The 22,716-nt window shown below is 41.6% G+C and carries 17 protein-coding genes; 10 read left to right on the top strand and 7 right to left on the bottom strand.

The features are described 5' to 3' along the window. Positions 1–287: 287 nt before the first annotated feature. Positions 288–1,247, bottom strand: coding sequence for a hypothetical protein (locus FS628_RS17170; protein ID WP_186327839.1), 960 nt, complete (start codon positions 1,245–1,247; stop codon positions 288–290). A gap of 605 nt (positions 1,248–1,852) precedes the next feature. Between FS628_RS17170 and FS628_RS17165 the strand changes: the two genes are divergently transcribed. The 5 genes from FS628_RS17165 to FS628_RS17145 all read left to right on the top strand — a co-directional run bounded on the left by FS628_RS17165 (position 1,853) and on the right by FS628_RS17145 (position 8,477). After that, positions 1,853–5,392 (top strand): S-layer homology domain-containing protein, encoded by a 3,540-nt coding sequence (locus FS628_RS17165; protein ID WP_145323766.1) that lies wholly within the window; start codon positions 1,853–1,855, stop codon positions 5,390–5,392. Between the two features lie 211 nt (positions 5,393–5,603). Then, a complete protein-coding gene (locus FS628_RS17160) occupies positions 5,604–6,551 on the top strand; it encodes a helix-turn-helix transcriptional regulator (RefSeq protein WP_145323764.1) in 948 nt (315 codons plus the stop codon). 67 nt (positions 6,552–6,618) lie between these two features. After that, entirely contained in the window at positions 6,619–7,155 is a 537-nt protein-coding gene (locus FS628_RS17155) for a DinB family protein (protein WP_145323762.1), read from the top strand. 26 nt (positions 7,156–7,181) lie between these two features. Then, positions 7,182–7,658 carry an EVE domain-containing protein gene (locus FS628_RS17150; RefSeq protein WP_145323760.1) on the top strand — a complete coding sequence of 159 codons (477 nt, stop codon included), beginning with the start codon at positions 7,182–7,184 and terminating at the stop codon, positions 7,656–7,658. Between the two features lie 225 nt (positions 7,659–7,883). After that, on the top strand, positions 7,884–8,477 hold the full coding sequence (locus FS628_RS17145; RefSeq protein WP_145323758.1) for a YdeI/OmpD-associated family protein: 594 nt from the start codon (positions 7,884–7,886) through the stop codon (positions 8,475–8,477). Here FS628_RS17145 and FS628_RS17140 read toward each other — a convergent pair. Further along, positions 8,474–9,514 (bottom strand): alpha/beta fold hydrolase, encoded by a 1,041-nt coding sequence (locus FS628_RS17140; RefSeq protein ID WP_145323756.1) that lies wholly within the window; start codon positions 9,512–9,514, stop codon positions 8,474–8,476. The two genes, FS628_RS17145 and FS628_RS17140, sit on opposite strands and share 4 nt — an antisense overlap. Before the next feature lie 219 nt (positions 9,515–9,733). Beyond that, positions 9,734–10,270 (bottom strand): DUF554 family protein, encoded by a 537-nt coding sequence (locus FS628_RS17135; protein WP_186327838.1) that lies wholly within the window; start codon positions 10,268–10,270, stop codon positions 9,734–9,736. A 518-nt stretch (positions 10,271–10,788) separates the two neighbouring features. Here FS628_RS17135 and FS628_RS17130 point away from each other — a divergent pair. Together FS628_RS17130 and FS628_RS17125 are read left to right on the top strand one after the other, a co-directional pair. Beyond that, positions 10,789–11,364: a papain-like cysteine protease family protein gene (locus FS628_RS17130; RefSeq protein WP_145323752.1), complete on the top strand. Its 576-nt coding sequence runs from the start codon at positions 10,789–10,791 to the stop codon at positions 11,362–11,364. 25 nt (positions 11,365–11,389) lie between these two features. Then, positions 11,390–12,187, top strand: coding sequence for a hypothetical protein (locus tag FS628_RS17125; RefSeq protein ID WP_145323750.1), 798 nt, complete (start codon positions 11,390–11,392; stop codon positions 12,185–12,187). Between the two features lie 185 nt (positions 12,188–12,372). Here the strand turns inward: FS628_RS17125 and FS628_RS17120 are convergent, their stop codons facing one another. From FS628_RS17120 to FS628_RS17110, 3 genes are all read right to left on the bottom strand, one after another. Beyond that, entirely contained in the window at positions 12,373–13,695 is a 1,323-nt protein-coding gene (locus tag FS628_RS17120; protein WP_145323749.1) for an amidohydrolase family protein, read from the bottom strand. 192 nt (positions 13,696–13,887) lie between these two features. Beyond that, positions 13,888–14,499, bottom strand: coding sequence for a TetR/AcrR family transcriptional regulator (locus FS628_RS17115; protein WP_090809647.1), 612 nt, complete (start codon positions 14,497–14,499; stop codon positions 13,888–13,890). A gap of 232 nt (positions 14,500–14,731) precedes the next feature. After that, entirely contained in the window at positions 14,732–15,862 is a 1,131-nt protein-coding gene (locus tag FS628_RS17110) for a hypothetical protein (protein ID WP_145324222.1), read from the bottom strand. A 353-nt stretch (positions 15,863–16,215) separates the two neighbouring features. On the opposite strand from FS628_RS17110, the gene FS628_RS17105 reads away from it, so the two are divergent. Further along, entirely contained in the window at positions 16,216–20,046 is a 3,831-nt protein-coding gene (locus FS628_RS17105) for an AAA domain-containing protein (RefSeq protein WP_145323746.1), read from the top strand. Positions 20,047–20,815: 769 nt separating this feature from the next. Here FS628_RS17105 and FS628_RS17100 read toward each other — a convergent pair. After that, on the bottom strand, positions 20,816–21,031 hold the full coding sequence (locus FS628_RS17100; RefSeq protein WP_074096084.1) for a helix-turn-helix domain-containing protein: 216 nt from the start codon (positions 21,029–21,031) through the stop codon (positions 20,816–20,818). A gap of 108 nt (positions 21,032–21,139) precedes the next feature. Here FS628_RS17100 and FS628_RS17095 point away from each other — a divergent pair, with 108 nt between their 5' ends. Continuing rightward, positions 21,140–21,409, top strand: a complete 270-nt coding sequence (locus tag FS628_RS17095; protein WP_145323744.1) for a hypothetical protein — start codon at positions 21,140–21,142, stop codon at positions 21,407–21,409. A gap of 198 nt (positions 21,410–21,607) precedes the next feature. After that, positions 21,608–22,645 (top strand): ROK family protein, encoded by a 1,038-nt coding sequence (locus FS628_RS17090; protein ID WP_145323742.1) that lies wholly within the window; start codon positions 21,608–21,610, stop codon positions 22,643–22,645. Positions 22,646–22,716 lie beyond the last annotated feature (71 nt).

Below are 22,716 nucleotides of genomic sequence, written 5' to 3'. Positions count from 1 at the left end.
TGGTGGGACAGGGGTGCCTAGTGCTTTATACAAGACCGTTCCTTCATCGCTTGCGGAATATTCTTCGATACTACTTTGGATATCCTCCCAATGAACCTTACCTTGGTAAGACAGTGTCTGCCCTTGAACGATAACATGAGGTGCACCTGATATGATTCTCTGCGTTATGTTGAGAACTCCAACCTTTCCTGAGGACAACATCATCAATTCGCTCATGAAAAGTATGATAATCAAAATGACTATGCTCACAATCCATCGCTTTTTTCTCATTTTGTGACCTCCACTACCTAGGGAATCATTTCCTCATAGTTAATGTCTTTCAATGACATAATCTCGTCAGAGATGGTATTGATTTTGACTGAATAGGACTTAATAGCTTGAAGGAATTCATGAATGATTTTCTTGCGATCCTTATCAAAGACGGCAGATGTTATGTGATTCTCTTTTAATACGTTATCTTTCATTATGACTTGTTTAGAATAACTAACTGAATTACTATAATCGATTAGATGCGTAACCCCCGAGAATTTGCCACTAGTTAATGTACCTTTGGAGAATTCGGATGGTTTAACCCCAATATATTTTTCAGAAGAACCGTGTTTCTTTTTATAATTGATAATCGTGTCAAAAAAGTCCTTATCCCCGGTTAACTTTTCGTTGAAATAATCATTTTTGAGAGCAATCGTAGTCGTATGATCAGTATATCCTAGTGAGACAGTATCTGAAGAGTGGATTGCGTAATATCCCTGAGACATCTTGCCCTGATTGAATGTTCCATCGTTAATGGTGTTGATGTAGCTGCCAAGTATAGGGTGAACCTTGCCATCAGAAGAAGTCAGATACTGTACTTCTAACCATTGCGTAATTTCTTTTCCTTTACCATGATATGTATCATTATTCCACGATCCGGTGTAGGTTTTTGTAGTGAATTCACCTGTACCATGGCCCATATTAGATTCATCGTAATCCTCAAAGGGGACACCTCCACCTTCAACTAATGTATATGTATACTTGCCTTTTCCTTGCCGCTTACCACTCACCCAATCTCCAGAGTAAACTTCGGTTTCTCCCCATCTCGCGGTTCCTTTACCATGAGGTTTCCCGTTTAAAACTTCACCATAGTACGTCGCTCCATCTGACAATTTTAAGTTTACTTTCTTCGATGCTGCTTCTGTTGGAGTAGAGCTTGATAATAGTACAATGATAATGGTGATCGTTAATCCAAAACCTAGATAGAATCTTTTCAAAAGTTGCAACTCCTTCAATGAGAATGATCTTTGCGTTGTTAGCTATCTTCAACATTATCGGTTTATATATCGTACTTTTCCAGTTTGAATATAAAGTGGAGATAGGTTTGATTTCACAAACAACTCGTCCCCAGTTCACAAAAGTAAAGATGTAAATGCTGAAGCAAAATCCCGCTCAACCCAAAGTACCTGTGGCTTCATGGCATATTATGTCTGTAGTTCGTGGGTACTTTTTTTATACTCAGCGTATACGTGATCCTGATCTTTTTACAAACCCCACTATTTACTCCGCTTCATCATTTCTCCTACGCCAGTTCTCCTCCTAATGATCCACAGCAGTGGTGGAACTTTCCTGAATCGTGAACAATCTCTGAATTTTGTATCACCTCCTATTTGCAGCGTTATCCCTAGATTCACTCCCCCAATATGGAGCAGTACAGAGCATGACTCTGTTAGAAAAAGCTTGAGAAACCTTTAACGGAATATGAAAGAATGCAGGTATATGTAAAATTTTAAATACATGCTTCCAGGCCGTTGACCCTGCCCCCGAAAGTCTCTTATATTTACTCCCGACACAACAACTCAGAACGGGTGGTGGGATGATTTTGTTCAATAATAAAGGCAAGAAAATGCTCGCTATGCTTACACTTATACCCTTGGCTACAGGGATGGTCATGGGGGCTTTCCCTGCTGCGATAACGTATGCAGATGCGGGGGATAACACATCGATCAACAGCTCGGCAACAGGTTCTTGGCAAACGGGAGATTTGCATGTACATACGTTTGAGTCCGATGATGCACAGGTTTCACTGGAGAACGTGCTTGACGCGGGTTTAACGAAATATGGGTTGGACTGGATCGCCCTTACGGATCACTTGCGGTTATCCAAGCGAGATCACAACGGGAACGAGATTTCGGGTGGACCAATACCCATGTCCCAAGGGATGAATGAATATCAGGTACCACAGATCAAGAAACTTCAGGATGCAGGCAAATACGAAGGTAAAACGATCTTCTCCGGTTTTGAATGGGACATGCCTACACATGAACACGTTGGGGTAGGAATTCTCACGGATGAGCCGAATTCAACCGAAGCGCTGAACGCTGCCAAGGAGTTCGAATACCGTTTCACGAATCGAGCAGCGAACCTGTTTAATGCGGCAGACGTAACGAAATGGGATCAGAACGGAGGGCGTGCGTACACGAATCATCAGGATGCGCTGACCGCCATCAACTGGCTCGCAACGAACTATCCAACGACAAGCTATGCGATGATCAATCATCCTTCACGGGGCAAAAACAAATATACTGTCGCGGACTTCCGTGAGTTTAACGATCTGGCTCCACAAGTGGTATTTGGTATCGAAGGCATGCTGGGTAACCAGATGGAACCGGATCGTGGAGGTTACAACACAAGTTACAATGTAGCTAATCCAACCGCAGATGATGGATACAAATACCGTACATACGGCGGTGTAGACTATATGGTTGCCAAAGTGGGCGGTCTGTGGGATGCATTGCTGGGAGAAGGACGTCACTTCTGGAACTATGGCAATTCGGACTACCACTTCAAGACGATTGGCACGAATTCCAGTGGTTATTTTCCTGGCGAATATGCTAAGACCTATTCGTGGGTTGAGGGCACAGGCATGCAGGCTGTTCTGGATGGACTGCGTTCAGGGAAATCATTTTCCGTATTCGGTGATCTGATCAACGCACTGGACTTCACAGCTTCCGGTGCGGGTGCTCAGGTTGAGATGGGCGGAGACCTTCATGTGACCCAAGGCGATGAAGTAGAGTTGAAGATTCGCTTCAAGAGTCCAACGACGAGCAATAACTATGAAAATCCAATCAACAGCGGCACGTCCGCTGGACAAGTACCCGTGGTGGATCACGTCGATCTCATCGCCGGGGATGTGACAGCCAAGGCCCAGAAGGGTACAGCCGCATATACCAAAGACACCAACGACTCTACCAAAGTACTGGCTACCTTCACATCCAACGATTGGACGACAGATGCCGAGGGCTATAATGTCATCACGTACAAGATCAAAGCCACAGACCAGGACAAGTATTTCCGCCTGCGCGGTACGAATCTGGGCATGAACGTGACAGGTGAGACTGTAAATGGTGAACCACAGCTTGATCCGAAAAATACGACAGCTGATGCAACGACCCGTTTTAATCAAATTAACGATAGCAACTATCGCGATCTGTGGTTCTACTCCAACCCAATCTTCGTGAGTGCCACACCTTACAGTGATGCACAGGCGGTAACCGATACGCTTCAAGCAATCGATCTGGGCGATCTGAGCGCGGTCCATTCCGATCTTACCCTTCCTGTTGAAGGGAAGCATGGTGCAACCATTAGCTGGTCCAGCTCCAACCTGGAACTAATGAATAACGAGGGCAAGCTGCTAGCCCAACCGGACAATAATGAGCGATTGGAACTGACGGCAACTGTGCAACGTGGCACGGAGTCACAACCCAAAACGTTCACTGTCATTGTGGAAGGCAAGAATAATCAGGCGCTGGTGTTAAAAAGCAACATAACTACCGCTGACGGCCAGCCGTATCACACGGATACATGGACGAACCAGTCCGTAACGGTTAGTGTAACCAGCGCAGTATACGCGCCTGCTACTTCCGCGATCATCGAGTTGTCTCGTGATGGAGGGCAGGCGTACGAACTATATACAGAGAATACACCTTTGGAGATAACGGAGCCGGGAGAGCACAACCTTTTATTCCGAGCAACAGATGATCTGGAACAAACGTATACTTTACCTCTGGTCATTAAAATAGACCGTGAGATTCCCGTCATTACCCTGCAAGGTAGCAGCCAGATGACGCTGAATGTGGGAGACACATACAACGAGCCTGGAACACAGGCTTCCGATAATGTCGGCATCCGTGGTTCCGTGCAGGTGGATGGCACGGTGAACACACAAGCAGCAGGGATCTACACCCTTCGGTATAACGTAAAGGATATCGCTGGTAATGAAGCTCAGGAAGTTATCCGTACCGTTATTGTACAAGCCCGCTCAGACAATGGTGGCGGGGGTTCAGGTGGAGGTAATGGAGGCAACTCTGGTGGGAATTCTGGAGGAAGTACACCAAGTGTGCCAACAAAGCCTACCGTTCCAACCACACCAACCAACCCGGAAACGGGGTCAGATTCATCCACTGAAGTGAAGGTTGAGGTGGAAGCGAATCAGCCGGTCCAAACGGGTTTGAAAGACATCGTGCAATTCAATGTTCCATCGGGAGCCATTGGTTCCAAGGATACACTGCAAGTGTCTGTGGTTGCCAAGGACAAGTTGCTGAATACAGCTTCACTGAATGTACTTGGACAAGCTGTACAGATCAGCCGCAGTGGCGGAAGAACGTTGAATGATCAGGCGGCATTGAGCCTGAATGTGGATTCGGCAGATCTGCCTAACGGCACCCAACCTGCGATTTACTATTATAATGAAGCTCGTCAGAGCTGGATATTTATCGGTGGCAAGATGAATGCAACAGGAAGCATAACGGCCAATGTGAATCATCTGGGTACATTCGTTGTGTCCAGTTACACACCGGTGAATCTGTCTGACCTGAATGGACACTGGGCTTCCGACTACGCAGATCGTTTGTTGGGCATGAACGTGATTCAAGGTTACACAGATGGTACGTTCCAACCATCGAAGAAGATCACACGGGCAGAGTTTGTTACGTTGCTCAGTAAGGCGCTGGCATTGAAGTCCGTGGAGTCGGATCTGACATTTGCAGATCAAGGTAGTCTGCCAGACTGGGCAAAAGGTGATATTGCCGCAGCCGTGCAAGCCGGAATTGTGAAAGGCTACGGTGATAACACATTTAAGCCCGATCGGACGATTACGCGTGCCGAGATGGCTGTCATGATGGCGAATGCGCTGAAAGTAAGTTCAGATGCACAAGCCGGAATGTCTGGTAATACATCCGTTAAACCAAGTTTCACCGATGCATCACAGACGCCATCATGGGCACAAGAGGCACTGGATGTAGCGGTGCAGGCCAAGATTGTGAGCGGATATACAGACCATACCGTTCGTGCAGGAAGTGAAACGACACGAGCGGAAGCTGCGACGATGATCTATAACTTGTTGCTCGCCATGTACGTGTAAGAAGTAAAGAAGAGAAATAACCGCATATAAAGTAGATATAAAGTAGATAAAAAACTGATATCCTTTTGGGTATCAGTTTTTTTGGATTAAAACATTCTCATCTTCAGATGGAATGTAAGACGTTCCATTGATCTAATTCACGAAACGAAAGGGCAAGTTACTGTGATAGAATGAGTTAGGTTTGAACGATGAAACGGTGGGGGCTTGGAAAATGAACAAAACGGAGCGGCAGCTTGCGATTACGCTTGAATTGCAGCGAAGAAAGATGCTAAGAGCAGAAGATTTAGCTGCTCAATTTGAGACAAGTGTACGGACGATATATCGAGATATTCAGGCCTTAAGTGAAGCTGGCGTTCCAATTATGGGAGCTCCGGGTCATGGTTATTCCCTCATGGAAGGATATTTCCTGCCCCCGGTAAGCTTCACAGCAGAAGAAGCCGTATCCCTGCTCATGGGAGCTGATTTTATCGAACAGAGATTGGATACAGAATACGCGATGCAGGCTAAGTCGGCTCAACGAAAAATTGAAGCGATTTTACCAGAATCCGTTCGTAACGAATCAACACGTGTTCGGGAAACGATGCGACTGCTTCATACGGTGGAACCTTTAACTAAAGCTAGAGTGAAAACATACCTTAACCAAATACGTAATGCCATTTTGGAACAACGTAAAATCAGCTTTATGTACCTGAAAAAAATGCCGGGAACGGATGGTAATCGGTATAACATGAGAGAAGTTTCTCCTTATGGGCTTTCACTTGTTCAGGAGAATTGGGTGTTGATCGCACGTTGTGATATGCGGCAAGACATTCGTCATTTTCGTTTGTCACGCATGACTGAACTTTCCGTGCTGGAGGATCAATTCCTGTTGCCGCTGGATTTTGATCTGAACAGTTATCGACCTCCTGAAGACCGTAACGAACAGGTATTAATTAGGGCGGAACCGGAAATTGCTGACAAAATTATGGAGGCACTTCATTTTTATATGGATGCATTTGAGGAGCGAGAGGAAGGTATCATTTTTCAATTTCGTGTCCGCTATCCGGAGGAAATCTTGCATTATTTACTTGGCTGGGGTGGAGATATCGAGGTCTTGGAACCGGAGTCTTTGCGCTTCCGAATGCAGGAAGTAGCCAAAAACATCTTAAAACACTACTGACATACACCTGTCAGTAGTGTTTTTTTATACTTTGGTATATCACAGATCAAGAGGAGTGGGTTGAAGGATGAGAAGTACAACGGAAGTGTTGAAATCATTTGAAACGGCAGTAGAACGATATTTGGCAGAACTGAAAAATTTGGATCAGTCTAGCTTACATAAAAAACAGAGTGAAGAGGATTGGTCCATTGGACAGATGTATGTACATTTGATTCAATCAGCGCTTTTCTTGCATCTGCATAATATTGAGCAGTGTTTGAGCAGCGGGGATTCAACGTTAAACTCGGGTGAGGAAAAAACAGAACCGGGTAGGAAAGTGTTCGAATTAGGACAATTCCCTCCCGTTCCAATTAAGGTTCCTGCTTCCCCGCAGTACACCCCGCAACCACCCGAGAGCATGGAGTCCTTGATCGATGGGCTTCACGAGGTAGTGGACCGGATGAGAAGCACGGCAGCTGTTCTACACCAAGCGTCCGTAAACAACAAAATACGTCATCCAAGGCTTGGCGCTCTAAACGCTCAGGAGTGGTTTTTGTTGATAGAGATGCACTACAGACATCATTTTTTGCAATTAGACCGATTGAAATCGAATCTGGAAATGTAAATGAGAGAAGGGAATGGGATGTATCCATGAAACCAAATCAGGACAGCAGATATTGGATTGGCGTTGTATCTGCTTCTCATGTGAATGTAGCCGTAGAGGGAGGGTTTGCGCAGCTGTGTCATGGCAAGTCAGCACTGTTGCGACAGATGTCCGCGGGTGATTGGCTGATATACTATTCTCCACGCACAGACTTATCAACTGGCAAGCCACTTCAGGCGTTTACCGCTATTGGTCAAATTACCGACGATAGGATATACCAATATCAGATGTCGGAATCATTTGTACCCTTTCGCCGAGACCTTCGTTATATTCCATGTCGAGAAGTAAAGATTGCAACATTGTTAGACCAACTCAGTTTTACGCGCGGAAATCGCAATTGGGGGTTTCCATTTCGTAAAGGCCATTTTGAGATAGGGGTTGAAGACTTCATGATGATAGCTTCCTCCATGTTGGAAGAAGAGACACAGTCACTACTGGATATTAGCTTAAGTCAGAAATGTTAACCAAACCAAAAACCCATAGAATGTCTATGGGTCTTTTGGTTTTACGGTTAATCATATCCGCCAACGTTGATATTACATTTATTAAGACGCTTGTCTTAGTTGCTGGTAAGGTTTAATTCGTAGTGGAAAAGTCAATAAAAGCTCTGTAAGCAAGCGCTGTACAATCCACAGAAAACCAGTACAATTGAACCTATAAAACCATGAGATAAAGAGAGGTATTTCTCCATGACCGATACAAGTGGGAATCGCAAAGTTGACGGCTATCTAAAGAAACTCAAAACGTGGAAGGAAGAGTCCACAAAGCTGAGAGAGATTATTCGGGATTTTGAACTGACAGAGGATATGAAGTGGATGCATCCTTGTTACATGCTCGATGGGAAAAACATCGTACTAATTCATGGATTCAAAGAATACGTGGCCATTCTGTTCTTCAAAGGTGCTCTGCTGAAGGATACACACGGCATTTTAGTCCAGCAAACGGAGAATGTACAGGCAGAACGCCAGCTTCGCTTCACCAGTCTGGAGCAGATTGTGGAGCAGGAGTCTATGATCAAAGCCTATATCCAGCAAGCGATTGAAGTGGAACAGGCTGGATTGCAAGTGGAAATGAAAAAAACTGCCGAATATAGCGTTCCCGAGGAACTTCAGCAGCAGTTCAATGAAAATCCTGCTTTCCGAGATGCATTTGAAGCACTGACACCCGGACGGCAGCGGGCATATCTCTATTATTTCTCACAACCGAAGCAATCCAAAACAAAAGTGTCACGAATCGAGAAGTACATGCAGCCGATCCTGGAGGGCAAAGGTTTGAATGATTAAGGTGTTTGCTTGATAAAGGTATCTACCATCCAATCAAAGAATCTTTGTTTCTCTTCATAATGTGGGTAATGAGCCGAGTTCTTATAGGCAATGAATTCCTTTTGATTTCCTTCAATCTGGTCAAAAAACACCTTGGCGGCATGGGATGAAGTCATTAAGTCGTAATCTCCCATGACAAAATAAAAGGGGAGGTCCAGCTTCGTAATCAAGGATGGCAAAGGACGGCTCAGGGCTTCACTTATCAGTATTTCTTGCGAATAAATGATCCCTTTATTAAAACGAATGGCATCCAGCATATTATATTCTTGGCTGAACGTCATTCCCAGAAAGCTGGTGTCAGGGCTGTCCATCAACCTTGATGCGCCACCATAACGTTTAACGAGATCTCGCGGCGTGAATGCCTGTCCTTGTTTGATCGGTTCATAGATCTGCTCCAACTGGTTTATGTCTTCATGATTATCGGCCAGTTGGGCTTGCTCCATAACGTAATTCCATCCGTCGATCTCGCTCAGTTGTGTATCTGCCATCTGCCCGATTCCAATGTAGGCTTCATATTTATCGGGTGCTCGATGCGCAGCAAGAGTTCCTATGTATGTTCCATATGAATGACCAATTAATATTACCTTTTTCTTCCCCAGACGTTGAGTAATATAATCGGTGACGGCCAGTGCATCCTCAACCAGCACATCAGCTGAGAGATTGGAATAGTCCTCGAAAAAATGATAGGATTTGCCGCTTGCTCTCTGATCATAGTTCACAATCGTAAACTGAGATTCTAATAAATCTTGGTACTTTTTCGCGTACGGAAGTTCAGATGCACCCGGTCCACCGTGTAAATAAAGGATAACTGGGTTGTCCAGATCCTGTCCTCTGATCATGATTTCATGTCCCGTGCCGTTGATTTTAACTTGTTCCAATACATGAATAGGGTTTGTGCCTTTTATTTTTGGCGTCCATGTTGGAAAGTAAAGAACTGCGAGTGATAGTGTTAGGGTCGTGACGCCTAGCCACAAACCTGTTTTCTTCATTTTGTTCATAGGATATGTCTCCTCTGGTTCAATGTCTTGATGTAATTATTGTTCATAAACTCATAATTCTATCTTACGTTACTCGTCATTGATTCAAATCGTACGCCAGATTGAATTTGTTCTCAGTCTCAGGTTGGACATAAAAGACCTCAGTCCTGAAGAATTCAGGACCAAGGCCGCCGCTTAACTATCTTTTTATGTTTATGAAAAGACCTCAGTATGCTGAAGCTACAGCAGAAAGATCGGAATAAATAAAGCAGGCAGCAGATTCAATACCTTGATCTTCGTAATCTTCAAAATATTTAACCCCGTACAAAGTGCCAGGATGCCACCAATCAGGGTAATTTCGTTCATTATGTTCGTTGTTATGAAGACGGATAAGAAATCAGCTGAGAAGAAGACCAGGACTTCGATGACCAATAAAATGAATGCTGAGAAGATGATGCCGATCCCAAAGGTGGATGCCAGAATTAATGACGTAATGCCCGAGAAAATCGTATTAATTTGCAAAAAGGTATTATCCCCCTGTAACGCACTTTGTAGTGGCCCTAGAATCGGGATCGATCCCACGCACAACAATGAGATGGCAACCGTTAATCCTTCATTTAAACCATTGGACGAGAATTTGGTCCTGATGTTGGACAAGATGTTCTCGAAATCAATGAGTTGCCCAATTATCCCGCCTATCGTCAGGAAGAAGAACGACGTTAGGTTTAATTTGGTACCAACGAATGATTTCGTCGTCCATTTCGGAACCGTACCCAATGGTATCCACACCACCTTGTAAAGCGACCCTTATTCTTCATGCTTCCCATGGGAAGTTGCTCACCAGTGCCAGATAAGGAGCCCCATGTCCATCCGTACATTTAGGAAAAAACCGGAGACGAGCAGATTGGGTCTGACAAATCATCGTTGTTAATCTCATCCCGCAGCTGCACGTCAGTGTAAAAGAATTCTCCCACACGACGCCTCGTCGTCACACCTGCATGGAGTACGGTCAGTGCGTTTCACTCTTTTTTTTCCGAACTTGGTATCCAATATCCGATCATAGGCACACTGCAACAAGCCTCAAATGGTGGATATGCTTTGCGCTACTTTTTTTTGGACTTAGATTAAAGTATTTTAAAAAAAGGAAACATTTATGATAAATTACTCGTTGTATACAGTGTGGGTGACATGAATATGGAAGGTTTGGATTGGAGGGAAACAAAAAAAGATTGAGGTAGATAAGCGCAGTTTAACAAATTTATTCAAATCTAATGAAATGAGGGGGCAGGTTTAAAATGAAATCTCGAAGAACTTTTTTATTCTCCGTATTTGCACTAATATTCACACTCTCTTTTGTGTCACAAGCATATGCTGCTTCTACTGATTTGCCATCATATCCTATTGCAAAGCAAGAGAAGAGTGAATGGTGTTGGGCAGCAGTTAGTTCAAGTGTTCTTAAATTCATGGCTAACAAAAATGTCTATCAATGCGATTTCGTTAAGAAAGTGAAGTCAACCAGTTCTTGTGCTAATGTATCGGCATCCACAGTAGAAGCCCAAAGTGGAATGCATGACTATGGAGTATCTTCTAATTATTACTCAGGTAATCTGAATGTTGCCCAAGTAAAAAGTCAGATTGATGGAGGACGCCCCGTGTATGTAAGCTGGAAATGGAATAGTCCTACGGCTCTTATTGGTCATGCAGTTGCTATTTATGGCTATAGTAATACTCCAACCTATACTTATTATATGCATTATCTAGATCCTTGGGATGGTGTGAAAACTTCAATGGAATTCTCGAAATTTAACGGAGGTACGGGAGCAGAAAGAACGTGGAGATGGGGACTTAAAGACTTTTGGCATTATCAATAAGGATTAGCTGAGGAGGTCTATAATCATGAAATATATTAGAATTTTAATGATGATAGGGATAGGTCTAATGGTCAGTTACATTATGGCTCCAAGTAGTTATGCCAGCAATGTACCTGAAGATGTACAGACCTTTGCCAAAGGACAAGGATTGGATGAATTCAAAAAAATGGTATTAGACGATCCTGTGGGATATGGCTATGAGAATGAAGAAGAAGTTAAGTCTGTCACTTTAGGCCCTGGCTTCGAAGTATACTTATTTGACTCTGAGAAATTTGAAAAAGTATCTGACAGTCTGATTGATGTGTCTAAGCCGACAGGACAGTATGACTTTATTGTGCAATCGGGCGGTGTTGGAAAGTCATTTCTTAGTATAGAACAATTTGAAGGTGAGTTCAGAGTAGTTCTTGCAGGAGGAGATGCCTCAAGGTTGGATGCGTCCTTAAATACGATGACAAAATCCTTATCTACTGACGTAGACACGCTTAATCCGGTATTAATCAAGGACGGAAATATCCGTTATTTGGCCGTGAAGATCGATGGTAAAGAAGTAAATATACCAGATGTACCTACTGAGAAAAAATCACTTATGGGTGGTATGGATAATAATCAGCTATGGGATTCCTCCAAGACGATTGATTTCTTAAAAGATGTGCAATCCCAAAGAGTTGATCCAGAAGTAGACGGTGCGGGTGGCTATCCGGTCATTAACTCCGGTACATCTGCGAATAATTATATGAGTATAACAATAATAAGTTTGGTTATTGCTTTAGTAGGCTCAATAGTAGTGTACATGTGGGTAAGAAAAAGACAGAGCTTGAAATGATTTGAACTCCACATACACTACATTTAACGAAGAACTCACCTTCCGTTCACAAAAGTAAGCATGAAGAGGGATAAATTGAAGTTATGCTTAACCAAAAGTACCTACGGTTTCAGGGTATCCTGCCTTCGTAGGTGCTTTTGTTATACTGGAAGAATGATTTTGTTCATTAATATTAACTCCTGAATTCACCAAACTGAGTTTAGAACATCGTCGACTTCTTTGATTCTTGTGACAGATGGCGTTTGAATTAGATTTCCTTTGACCATGACCATAGAGATGTCTGACAAGGCCTCGATATGTTCCAGCGGATTTTGCTTCATGATAATCAGATCGGCATGTTTCCCGATATCCACCGTCCCTGTAACATCGTCAACGCCGAGGATCTTCGCATTGGTTCGAGTCACCATGTCGATGACCTGTTTGTTGTTCAGGTTGGCCTGTCTCATGTAGTGGTCCATCTCTCTCCACATATCATAGTGAGTCACGTAAGGCATAGCGGCATCGGTGCCAATCCCGATGGTGATGTCGTTTTCGATCGCTTGTATTACGCCCTTGAGCATTGAATCGTAGACGAGTCTGGAATTCTCTTTTACCGTTGCACTTACCTTCGTTACGCTCGTATCCAGTGAAGCGGAGGGATAAGCGGCTTGCAGGGTGGGGATGAGTGCGGTGTAGCCATTCAGGGCATTGGGATTATTCTTGTACAAACGAATGATTTCGTCATCCATCTCCGAACCGTGCTCGATGGTATCGACGCCACCTTGTAACGCAACCCGTACGCCTTCCGTGCTCTCAACATGTGCTGCCACCCGCAAACCAATCTTATGCGCTTCATCGCAGATCGCTGCAACTTCGTCCACCGTCATCTGTAAACGGCCAGCTTCGCCCACCATTTTCGCATCCGTCACGCCACCCGTCACACAGATTTTGATCAGATCCACGCCGTGTTTCACATTGATCCGTACATTTTTTCGTGCTTCCCACGGCGAATCGCCCACCAGAGCGAGGAATGGGGCACCATGTCCGCCCGTGACACTTAGGAAAAACCCAGAGACAAGCAGATTAGGTCCGACAAAGTCGCCGTTATTAATCTCATCCCGCAGCTGGACGTCCGTGTAAAAGAATTCCCCCACACTGCGCATCGTGGTTACACCCGCATGGAGTGCGGTCAGCGCGTTGCGTTTCATACGTTTTTTCAAAATGTTTCTGCCGAATTTCGTGTTCAATATCCGATCATAGGCAAACTGCAACAATCCTTCACTGACCGAGAGACTGAACGGTTTACCGTCTGCAAAGAGGTGCACGTGGGCATTGATCAATCCAGGCATTACGTATTTTCCTGAGAGGTCAATTGTTGTGTAGTGACTAGGGATAAGCAGTTCGTTATCTTGGCCGATATCCTGAATGAGGCCTTGCTCATTGATGAGAATGGTCATGTTTTTTTGCAGATTGCGGCTTGAGTCGCCGTGGATCAGATTGACGTTTTTCAATGCGTAAGCGGTGTTCATTTTGTGTTCCTCCTTAGGATATGGGTGAGGTAAGTGGTTAGGGTAAAAATGATGCTTTTTTAAATAATGAATAATCAATTCATTTTTAGGTTAAAAAAATAGGCTGATCTATGATGAAGTTTTTTTGCGTGCAAACCAATTTGATCTGATCTGCACGCTTTGTTAACACGGCATTAGTGATGAGATGGAGCGTTATTCGTTGAGACTCTTCATACCGTATAGTCTGTAGACATACAACGCTTCGAATATTTGCTTCCGACTGTCCTCACTCATATCCCGCTTCAATAGATCCAGGTTCATGTCGATCACATTATGCGCGAGGATGTTCAGTAAGATCAAATTCTCTTCGGTTCCGATCTCATATCGTTTATATTGATTCTTTAGATAGGCCTTCTTGGTTTCGATCATCAGCTCAACAAGCTCATTCTTGGCGTTGGTGTAGATGGTGCCTTTATTTTTTTCAAATATGATGACGATTTGATTCCGGTATTTACGTAACACATCCACCTGTTCCTGCAACAGCGCCGACTTTCGCTCGCTATCCGTTTCCTCGAACAAGGTCTGGTTGTCGAAGTGAATGGTCTCCACCAGCACATTTTTCAAATAATCCACCAGATCTGGAGGCACGACGGCGTAGAATAGTTCTTTCTTGTTCTTAAAATAAGTATAGATATTGCCCACGGAAATATTGATCTCATCCGCGATATCGCTCATCTTGGCATCCACATAGCCTTTTTCAAAAAAGACCTTGAGCGCCGCATATTCAATCTCTTTCCTGACTTCGTCTTTCTTGGCTTGCACCATCGGGAACGACTCCTTAATAGTGAATGGGTTATTCGTTATTAGGTTAGAGTTTTTTTTAGAGTTTGTCAATATTAAGAGCTTAAAGATTATAAATTAATCCTTCTTTAATTAGTGTAAATGAAAGCCCACTCAAGGTTTGAGCGGGCAACAGATAATTATATATCATTCAACTGATAGCGGGGCTTCATGGACCAAAGATATTAGAAAATAACCATGGAGATTTTTAAATTAATCAATCAGTCCAAGATTCTAATTTGCCATTGTAGAAGTATAGGTATGTTCTTCCGTACACCCATTGTTCAATTCTTAAGTTATTACTGTTATAAGAGTTTATCCTTTCTGGTGATCCCCAAGATAATCGAGCCTGTTGTGTGTTCATTCCAATGGATATTTTCTGTTGTATTATCTTATTCCAGATGTTAGATGACCAACCAGGGTAAGTAGTTTTAGGATTAACTGTATAGAATCCATTTTGTATTGTTGATGTATAGTCATCATAGAAAGACAGTTTAAAAGTCTGATTGGCTCCACTAGAACGCTTAGCTTTAATAATCAGGTTTTTTCCTTTTAATTTTACTGAAGTGAAGTATACTTTCTCTAAATGTCCTAGAGGGTTTGAAGATGGTAAATAATTTTTGTCTGCCCAATAATATTTTCCAGTATAGTTATAACCTATTGTTTCATAATGCCAATAATCTATAAAGGAATCTGGAGTACCATTGAGTATAAGTTCTTCATATATGGTACCGTTATTTAATTGAATAACAGCTTTCACGATAGTACTGCTAGATGAATAGTTAGATAGTTCCTTTACCCAGCCGATTTTTTCACCTTCGTAAATATAGACCTTTTTCCCCATAAAGGATTTCAAATCATAAGTGACTTTGTCTAATTGTTGCATTAACCGTTTTGATTCTTTTTCTCCTTCAGATCCACTCCAGAGAAAAAGAGATTGTGATTCAAAATCACTCTTTGCTTCGTATCCGGTTAGTTTCTGGAAATTTGCTAGACTTAAATATGTATTGTTTTCGTAGAGAACAGAGTTTGTTGAGTCGATCTTAAAGGTACCATGATCCGAGCTAACAGTGATGGGAGCATTATAATTAATCTTGACGTCTTTCAGCTTACTTAATAACTTAAGTGGCACATACAGATCAGGATTTTTAATCTTGTCAATAGTATAACTTTTCTCACGCAATACGATCAGCTTTCCATCTACAAAAATAGAGTATTCGAACCCTACATAAGCATTTTCAGGAATGACATAAGGCTTTGCTGCTGCTTGTACTGGATTAAAAAAAAGAATAAATAAAATACTTAAGCTGACGAAGCTTACTAATTTTTTGATATTCAAGTTGTTCACTCCTAATTTAGTGTTACTGAGATACATTGATCCCTAATTTTAATATCCTCCTTCCCTGAATGTTACTTTATCAAAAAACATGAAAATAACAAGAGTACGTTTCCATTTAAAATCCTCGTATCATAGTCGCTCATTAATTACTTAATTAACTAAGGATGAAATACGTTATAGAGTATGAATGCGTAACATCTAATTAGGTATTTGTCTTGGATAATATAAGGCTCAAAAAGACGTGTAATATAGATATATTAGATGTAATCCAGAAAAGATAAGAGTCTTATGTCCTATATTTAACAAATCGTATATAATAAGTGAGGTAATGAAGGTATATGGTTATTGATGGAGGCGATTAAGTGTTAGATAGTAGGAATGTACTTCGGTATTTTGTTGAATATGAAAAGAAAACAGCGCTGATGGGAAACTCATTGAGCCAAGTAGAAGGAGAACTATTCAGCAGTGAGATTCTCAATGATTCTGACCGAATGGAGCAAATTGTTCAGGATAAACGGAAGGGAGATATATTTAAAAAAATATCATCTTACCCTGATATTAAAGATCATTTGAATAAAGGAACATATACAGAAGATGAGCTGAACAGTGAGATTGAACTTGCTGTTTCTGGTACGAAGCCCGTAGAGGAGTTTCTGTCAGGCGTCCCTTTTAAATATAAGGATAACAGGACAAATACGGAAAATTTTATTTCTAACTTGTTAGATAGCTCTATAACGATTTGTTATCCACTTTTGAAAAAGGCGACATACAAAGAGACTTCAACCAAACCCTTAATCACGTTTATTGGACGTATAGAAGAACAGAAATTAAAGGTAGATCAATTTTATATTAATCGTGAAAGCTTGGGGATTATTGTTGCAAAATTGACAAACAGTTCTGCATTTGAGGTAGAGGAAATCGAGAAAGAAAATTTAATGGAGTTAATGGACGCAAATACGTACAATCAACAACAAGACATACATGAAATTATTAAGATTTTAAATGATGAGCTATACGAAAGATATTATAAAAACCTAAGAGACTTTAAAAGTTATGAAGGTTGGCAGATGCTCAATCAAGCCTTTATTACATTTGAGATGTTGGAGGAAATGATCAGACCGATCTTCCAAAAAGAAATAGAACGTATTCTTGAACTTACAACAAACGAATCTCCACTGCCTGAACTTCTTAATACATATTTAACTGGTGGACAGAGCACCACAGCATACCTTAAAGAAAAAACAGGTCGATATTTCCATCGCGGTAGTTACACGAAGACCTATTCAATTAACGAGAAACAGTGGCATATTATTGAGGCTGCTAATAACCACACTTTGTTATCAGTGAACGGACCACCGGGGACTGGGAAAAGTACATTACTTAAAGAAATATTTGCAAATAATATGGTGATGAAGGCAAAAACGCTGACAGATCTGTGGGAAAAGCCATGGGAGAAGTTCAAAGAGAGAAGTAAAGAGCTATATCGGATTCCATTTGAGATAGATGATAGAACATTCTCTATGGTGCTCACAAGTACCAATAATAAAGCTGTAGATAATATTGGACTAGAGTTGCTTAAGGAAGTGTCCTACTTTGAAGAGTTTGTTAAAAAGAAAACGGATGACGAAGAAACAAAAGGCTTCTTTTGTGCAAGGTTAGGCAACACCACGAATAAGACGGCATTCATGAAAGAATTTATTCCCGATTTCGTTGAAGGGTTAGAAGCGGCTGAAGCTTGGACAATGGATGTGACTGCAAAAGAGCATTTTATCGCAGCGTATCAAGAATTGGAACACCTACATAAACATATTGAGAAGTGGGGCGCGGCTAAAGAGGAATTAAATCGTTATTTTGCAGATCAGGGCAGAGTATTAAATGACCCAGAGAGTGAACTGTCTGTATATATCATGGACATAGAAACTACAAATGGAAAATTAAACGATCTTGTCAATACTATGGATAATTTAAGAAAGACGGTTCATGAACGAAACCATACAATTAGAGACTTGAACGTTCAGATTGAAGCTACAGAGTCGGACCTAACTGAACATGTTACATGGATTAAAGAAGGATATCAGACGTTGGAAAAGTTTCGATCATGGAACAAGAATGCTTGGCTAAGATGGTTTTTACCTAAACGTAGAGCGTTTCTCAAAGAGCATGTTTCCGAGAGTTATATTGAGGACCAATTAATTAAGAAGAATGAGAAAGAAGAAGAGGAGCTAAGAACAACATTACGTCTCAAACAATCAGAGCAAGATTACCAGACAGCAGAGATCTTAGTCCTGAAGGGGGAATTACAAGAACTGGAGCAACAACGACTAATATGTAAACAAAAGATCCAGCTTCTTGGTGAGTTCATAGGAAAACTGGATGAATTTTTGTCGTTGGAGCGAGAGTTTGCTATTCAATGGGGATTTCAGGATGTTTCAAAATATAGCATGTTTGATTTTGCATCGGATCGAGTTGTTCTGGAGAAAAGACACGAACTCTTTCAGTACTCGTTGAAAGTAACTGAGCAGTACGTGAAGTTACATGCGGAAGAAGTTTTGCACAATCTTAAAATGGTCTGTCCAACGACGTGGTTTCAACCATTTTATAATGAAGGAAATAAGAGGGACAGGGAATTCAGCAAAGGGATCAAGGCACTATGGAATACGGTGTTTTTGTGTTTTCCGGTGGTTACGTCAACGCTACATTCATTTGGTGAAAGAACGTTTCAATTGTTACCTGGATTAATAGATACACTACTTGTGGATGAGGCAGGTCAAATTATGCCGCATTATTTAAGCAGTCCTCTATATCGATCTCAAAGAGCTGTGATTGTAGGCGATATTGAACAATTAGAACCAGTGAGGATTCTGAAAACCAACGTAATTGAAGAAATACCAGCAGTTCCAGAGAAATATCATGAGGAAGTATGTGTACAGCGTAATAGTGCACAGAGTTACATTGATCGAAATTCAGATATTTATGAGTGGGATCATCGTGGCACGAGAAAAGGATTAATCCTTACGGAACATCGCAGATGCGAAAAAAGCATTATGCAATTTTCTAATCAACATGTATATGGGGGAATTCTGACTATTGTTAGTCAGGATAACCACGAGAAACTGTTCGGCAAAAATCTAGTTGCGGTAGATGTAAGGGGCTTAAAGAACAACAGGACACATATTAATATGTCGGAAGTTAATGTCTGTCAGAGGTTGGTTGAGACTTATGTACAGCAATTTGGGTTAGACATCAAGAAGGATATAGGCATTATTACACCTTTTTCGAAGCAAAAAGATAAGTTGCAGAGAGAAATTACTGATGTAGATATAGGAACAGTTCATGCGTTTCAGGGACAGGAAAAAAAGATTATTATTTTCAGCTCGGTTATTGATCATTCCAAGCAAGCGGGAATTGCTTCATTTGTCGGTGGGAGAACTAATTTGCTTAATGTTGCACTGTCTCGGGCCAAAGAACAATTTGTGTTAGTAGGTAATCTTGAAGTCATTTCTGAGCTCAAACAGAACAACCTTAAGCATGTGTTAGATATTATCAGAGAAAACGGAGCATGTATAAGTCCACTCGAGGAGAAGTATCATACGGTTGCCGAAGATATGGATGCGCTGGCTTTTAGTCTATATGTCGATGCTTCAGAAGATTCTAAAGAGGTGCTTGATCCGTTTACGATGTACATTCGTGAGCACTTGCCTGAACGTCTTATTCTCAATCCGAGAGATCATTACTTATTGTTGCTTGAAGCTTTACGTCACGCTACTAAGTCAGTTGTTATTTTTTCACCGTGGATTATGTCGTATATAGTCAATGAAGAATTTGTGAGTTTAGTTCAAGCTGCGATGAACAGACAAGTGGAAGTAAGAATTGGTTTTGGATTTCAAGGTGGAAAAGGAATTGACCTTAACAATATCCCTGGAATTGTGAAACGAGATAACTCTTATGGGAATAATGATGAAAATATCAAATCCGTTTCCGCTCTTAAAGACGTGATGGGAGAATCCCTTAATTATATCCCTCCAATTCATTCCAAGATTTTATTGGTTGATGATTGTTATCTCTTCCTCGGATCACATAACTGGCTTTCTAAGCTTGGCAAGCATAAACGGGACGAAATCAGTTGTCTTGTTACAGAAGATCGAATGATTAAGTATTTAAAGGAAAGATATATTCAGGTGAAGTTGAAATAATCATCTTAGTTTATTTAAATTATCGCGTGGAGGGCAACAGGAATGAACAATTTTGTTGATAAAGGCATACCAACCATAGTTGGTATAGTTCCGCTTATCACATTATTTATTATATTGTAAAATGGTTTATTAAATCAGAGAGCAGAACCTTGATAGATGAGCTGTTAGATTTAAGAGTAATTAACCTGTGGGATCGTTTTCAAAGTACAATCTTTCTTTCATCTATTATGATGATGGCAATTATGTTAATTATATTTCTATTTGATATACACATTATCTCAAATATATTTTTTATTTTGTTTTGGTTGGGTTTGTCCATTTTCTGCTTTCTGACATTGTTATATTTCTGGTTAAAATCAAATATTCAGAGGTGTAGGGAACCGATATTTAACTAATATCATACTTACGTCCTATTTGGTTATGTTAGTAATTCCATATGTTTATTTAGATTCAGTTAAACAAATAATACCTAATTATATCAATCAGAACTACTTGATGACTGTCGCAATTTTAATGTCTCTTATTTTTTATAATTTTATCGTTCTGAAAATGTGGCTTTCTATTCTTCGTTATTTTAAGAAACCTATTAAACAACAATATAAGATCGAAAAGATTACTAATGATAGAATCATTGAAGAATTAGAGAGGCTTTATTTTCTGTTCATGTACGATAATGAAAGACATATACTAGCTAAAGAAAACGATGTGAAGAAAATTGAGAAGGAATTTTTCGTTTACCATCCAAAAGAAAATGTAATGATAAGATATTTTAAATATCCCGAATCTCAATAATTTCTCTAATATCATCAATATCCAATGCTTCTGCAATCCGCTCAATATGAGCAAAGTTGATATTCTCACGTTTCCCAGACTGCAACTCACTTAACGCAGCGTGTCGGATATCAGACAATCTTGCCAGTTCGCGCAGCGAGATATTATGTTTTTCCGTGAGTTTATGAATATTGACAACGACTTTCTTAGCCATGAGTATCACTCCTAAATTTTCCATATGGTCTTTACGTTACGCATGAGCGTACCATATACTTTTTGTATATCCGGTACCCTTATGCGTACCAATTTTAGGGGTGGTGACATGACAAGTACCAACAGCGAAGAACTCTCTTCGCAGTACGCACAACTAGTCCAACAGGAAGATGATTACGTTAACCAACTGGTCACATGTAACAAACTCATTCTGGACGCCATGGACATTATCGCGAGGCGGGCAGGTGTGTTGCACATGGATACAGTGAAACAAGCAGCATATCACCTTCACGCCATGGAACAGGATCTGAACCGAAAGTTATTTAAAGTCCGACTGGAGAAGAGCATCTTGGCAAATCAAATGAGCCAGTCTACATAAAGTCACCTTCACTAAAAGACAGTGCAGGATCATACAAGATGATCTTGCACTGTCTTTTGCGTTTCCATCCGAACGTTTCCCACTCCCAATTTAGCATTGACTTTCCTTCCAAATCCCCCTACACTTCAATTATTAAAATACTTTTAAAAACATTCGTTGAATGGTTCATAATGAACGAAAGGAGGCATACAACTAACTATGTTACCCACATCACACAACACCCAACAGGTGAAGCGCATTAACGTTGAACTTGTGAAGAATACGCTCCGATCAATGGGCGTAGGCACCAAGGCTTCCATTGCAAACCTAACAAAACTCAGCGTAGCGACATGCGGCACGATCCTTAACGAATTACTCCAAACTGGTGAGATTATTGATCTGGGCCCGGATGAATCGAGTGGGGGAAGACCGGCGAGTCGATATCAATTCAATGCGGACTACGCCAGTGTACTGTGCCTGATTATTCGAACGGAGGGCGGCATTCACTCGATCACACATACATATGCCAATCTGAACGGAGAGATGGCGGACGAACAGACACTCATTTTGGATGAGATCAATGTCCCGGTGGTAGAGGATCTAATTGCAAACCTGATCGAACAACACCACAATGTGCAGGCGATTGGTATCGGTATACCTGGTGTAGCACACAACGGTGTTATTGGCATTTGTGACGTACCCGAACTGGCGGGTCAACCTTTAGGGCTAAGGCTCAAGGAGCAATATGATGACGTGGAAGTGGTCATTGGCAATGACATGAATCTGACGGTGTACGGACTATATAACCAGCAGCAATTTGAAGAAGAGAAGAATTTCGCAGTCGTGACATTTCCCGAGAACCATTTTCCGGGTGCGGGCTTTATCATTGATGGTCGTCCGCTGACGGGGAATACGCAATTTGGAGGTGAGGTGTCCTTCTTACCTTTTGGCGTGTCACGAGAAGAGCAGCTGCGGATGTTGAAAACGACTGAAGGGTTGCAGGAACTGGTGGTACAGACGCTGGCATCCATTATTGCGATCATTAACCCGGCGACGATTGTGGTTACAGGGGATACGATGGACCCGGCCATGCGGGATGGTCTGACGCAAGGTTGTCTGGATCGAATGATTCCACTGGAGCATATGCCTGAGTTGATTATCCAGAGAGACACCCGACACGAATATGTGACTGGGCTGGTCGCGGTGACGCTGGAGAGCCTGACCTATCGAATCCAGGTGATTGAGAAGCAGTGGTAAATGAACAATGATCAAAAGGATCTCTCAACAGATCAGTAAGCTAACAATCCTTTTATATAAAATGAACTAAT

It is taken from the genome of Paenibacillus xylanexedens (assembly GCF_007676705.1).
GTDB classification, from domain to species: Bacteria; Bacillota; Bacilli; order Paenibacillales; family Paenibacillaceae; genus Paenibacillus; species Paenibacillus xylanexedens_C.
This window is presented reverse-complemented; position numbering and strand designations above follow the sequence as displayed.

What these genes read in the sequence shown, in the direction of transcription:
- FS628_RS17150 (WP_145323760.1), top strand. Translation starts at nt 7,182, where the DNA reads ATGAAACCAAATCAGGACAGCAGATATTGGATTGGCGTTGTATCTGCT.
- FS628_RS17145 (WP_145323758.1), top strand. Translation starts at nt 7,884, where the DNA reads ATGACCGATACAAGTGGGAATCGCAAAGTTGACGGCTATCTAAAGAAA.
- FS628_RS17115 (WP_090809647.1), bottom strand. Translation starts at nt 14,499, where the DNA reads ATGGTGCAAGCCAAGAAAGACGAAGTCAGGAAAGAGATTGAATATGCG.
- FS628_RS17090 (WP_145323742.1), top strand. Translation starts at nt 21,608, where the DNA reads ATGTTACCCACATCACACAACACCCAACAGGTGAAGCGCATTAACGTT.
- FS628_RS17120 (WP_145323749.1), bottom strand. Translation starts at nt 13,695, where the DNA reads ATGAACACCGCTTACGCATTGAAAAACGTCAATCTGATCCACGGCGAC.
- FS628_RS17125 (WP_145323750.1), top strand. Translation starts at nt 11,390, where the DNA reads ATGAAATATATTAGAATTTTAATGATGATAGGGATAGGTCTAATGGTC.
- FS628_RS17095 (WP_145323744.1), top strand. Translation starts at nt 21,140, where the DNA reads ATGACAAGTACCAACAGCGAAGAACTCTCTTCGCAGTACGCACAACTA.
- FS628_RS17100 (WP_074096084.1), bottom strand. Translation starts at nt 21,031, where the DNA reads ATGGCTAAGAAAGTCGTTGTCAATATTCATAAACTCACGGAAAAACAT.
- FS628_RS17130 (WP_145323752.1), top strand. Translation starts at nt 10,789, where the DNA reads ATGAAATCTCGAAGAACTTTTTTATTCTCCGTATTTGCACTAATATTC.
- FS628_RS17140 (WP_145323756.1), bottom strand. Translation starts at nt 9,514, where the DNA reads ATGAACAAAATGAAGAAAACAGGTTTGTGGCTAGGCGTCACGACCCTA.
- FS628_RS17160 (WP_145323764.1), top strand. Translation starts at nt 5,604, where the DNA reads ATGAACAAAACGGAGCGGCAGCTTGCGATTACGCTTGAATTGCAGCGA.
- FS628_RS17155 (WP_145323762.1), top strand. Translation starts at nt 6,619, where the DNA reads ATGAGAAGTACAACGGAAGTGTTGAAATCATTTGAAACGGCAGTAGAA.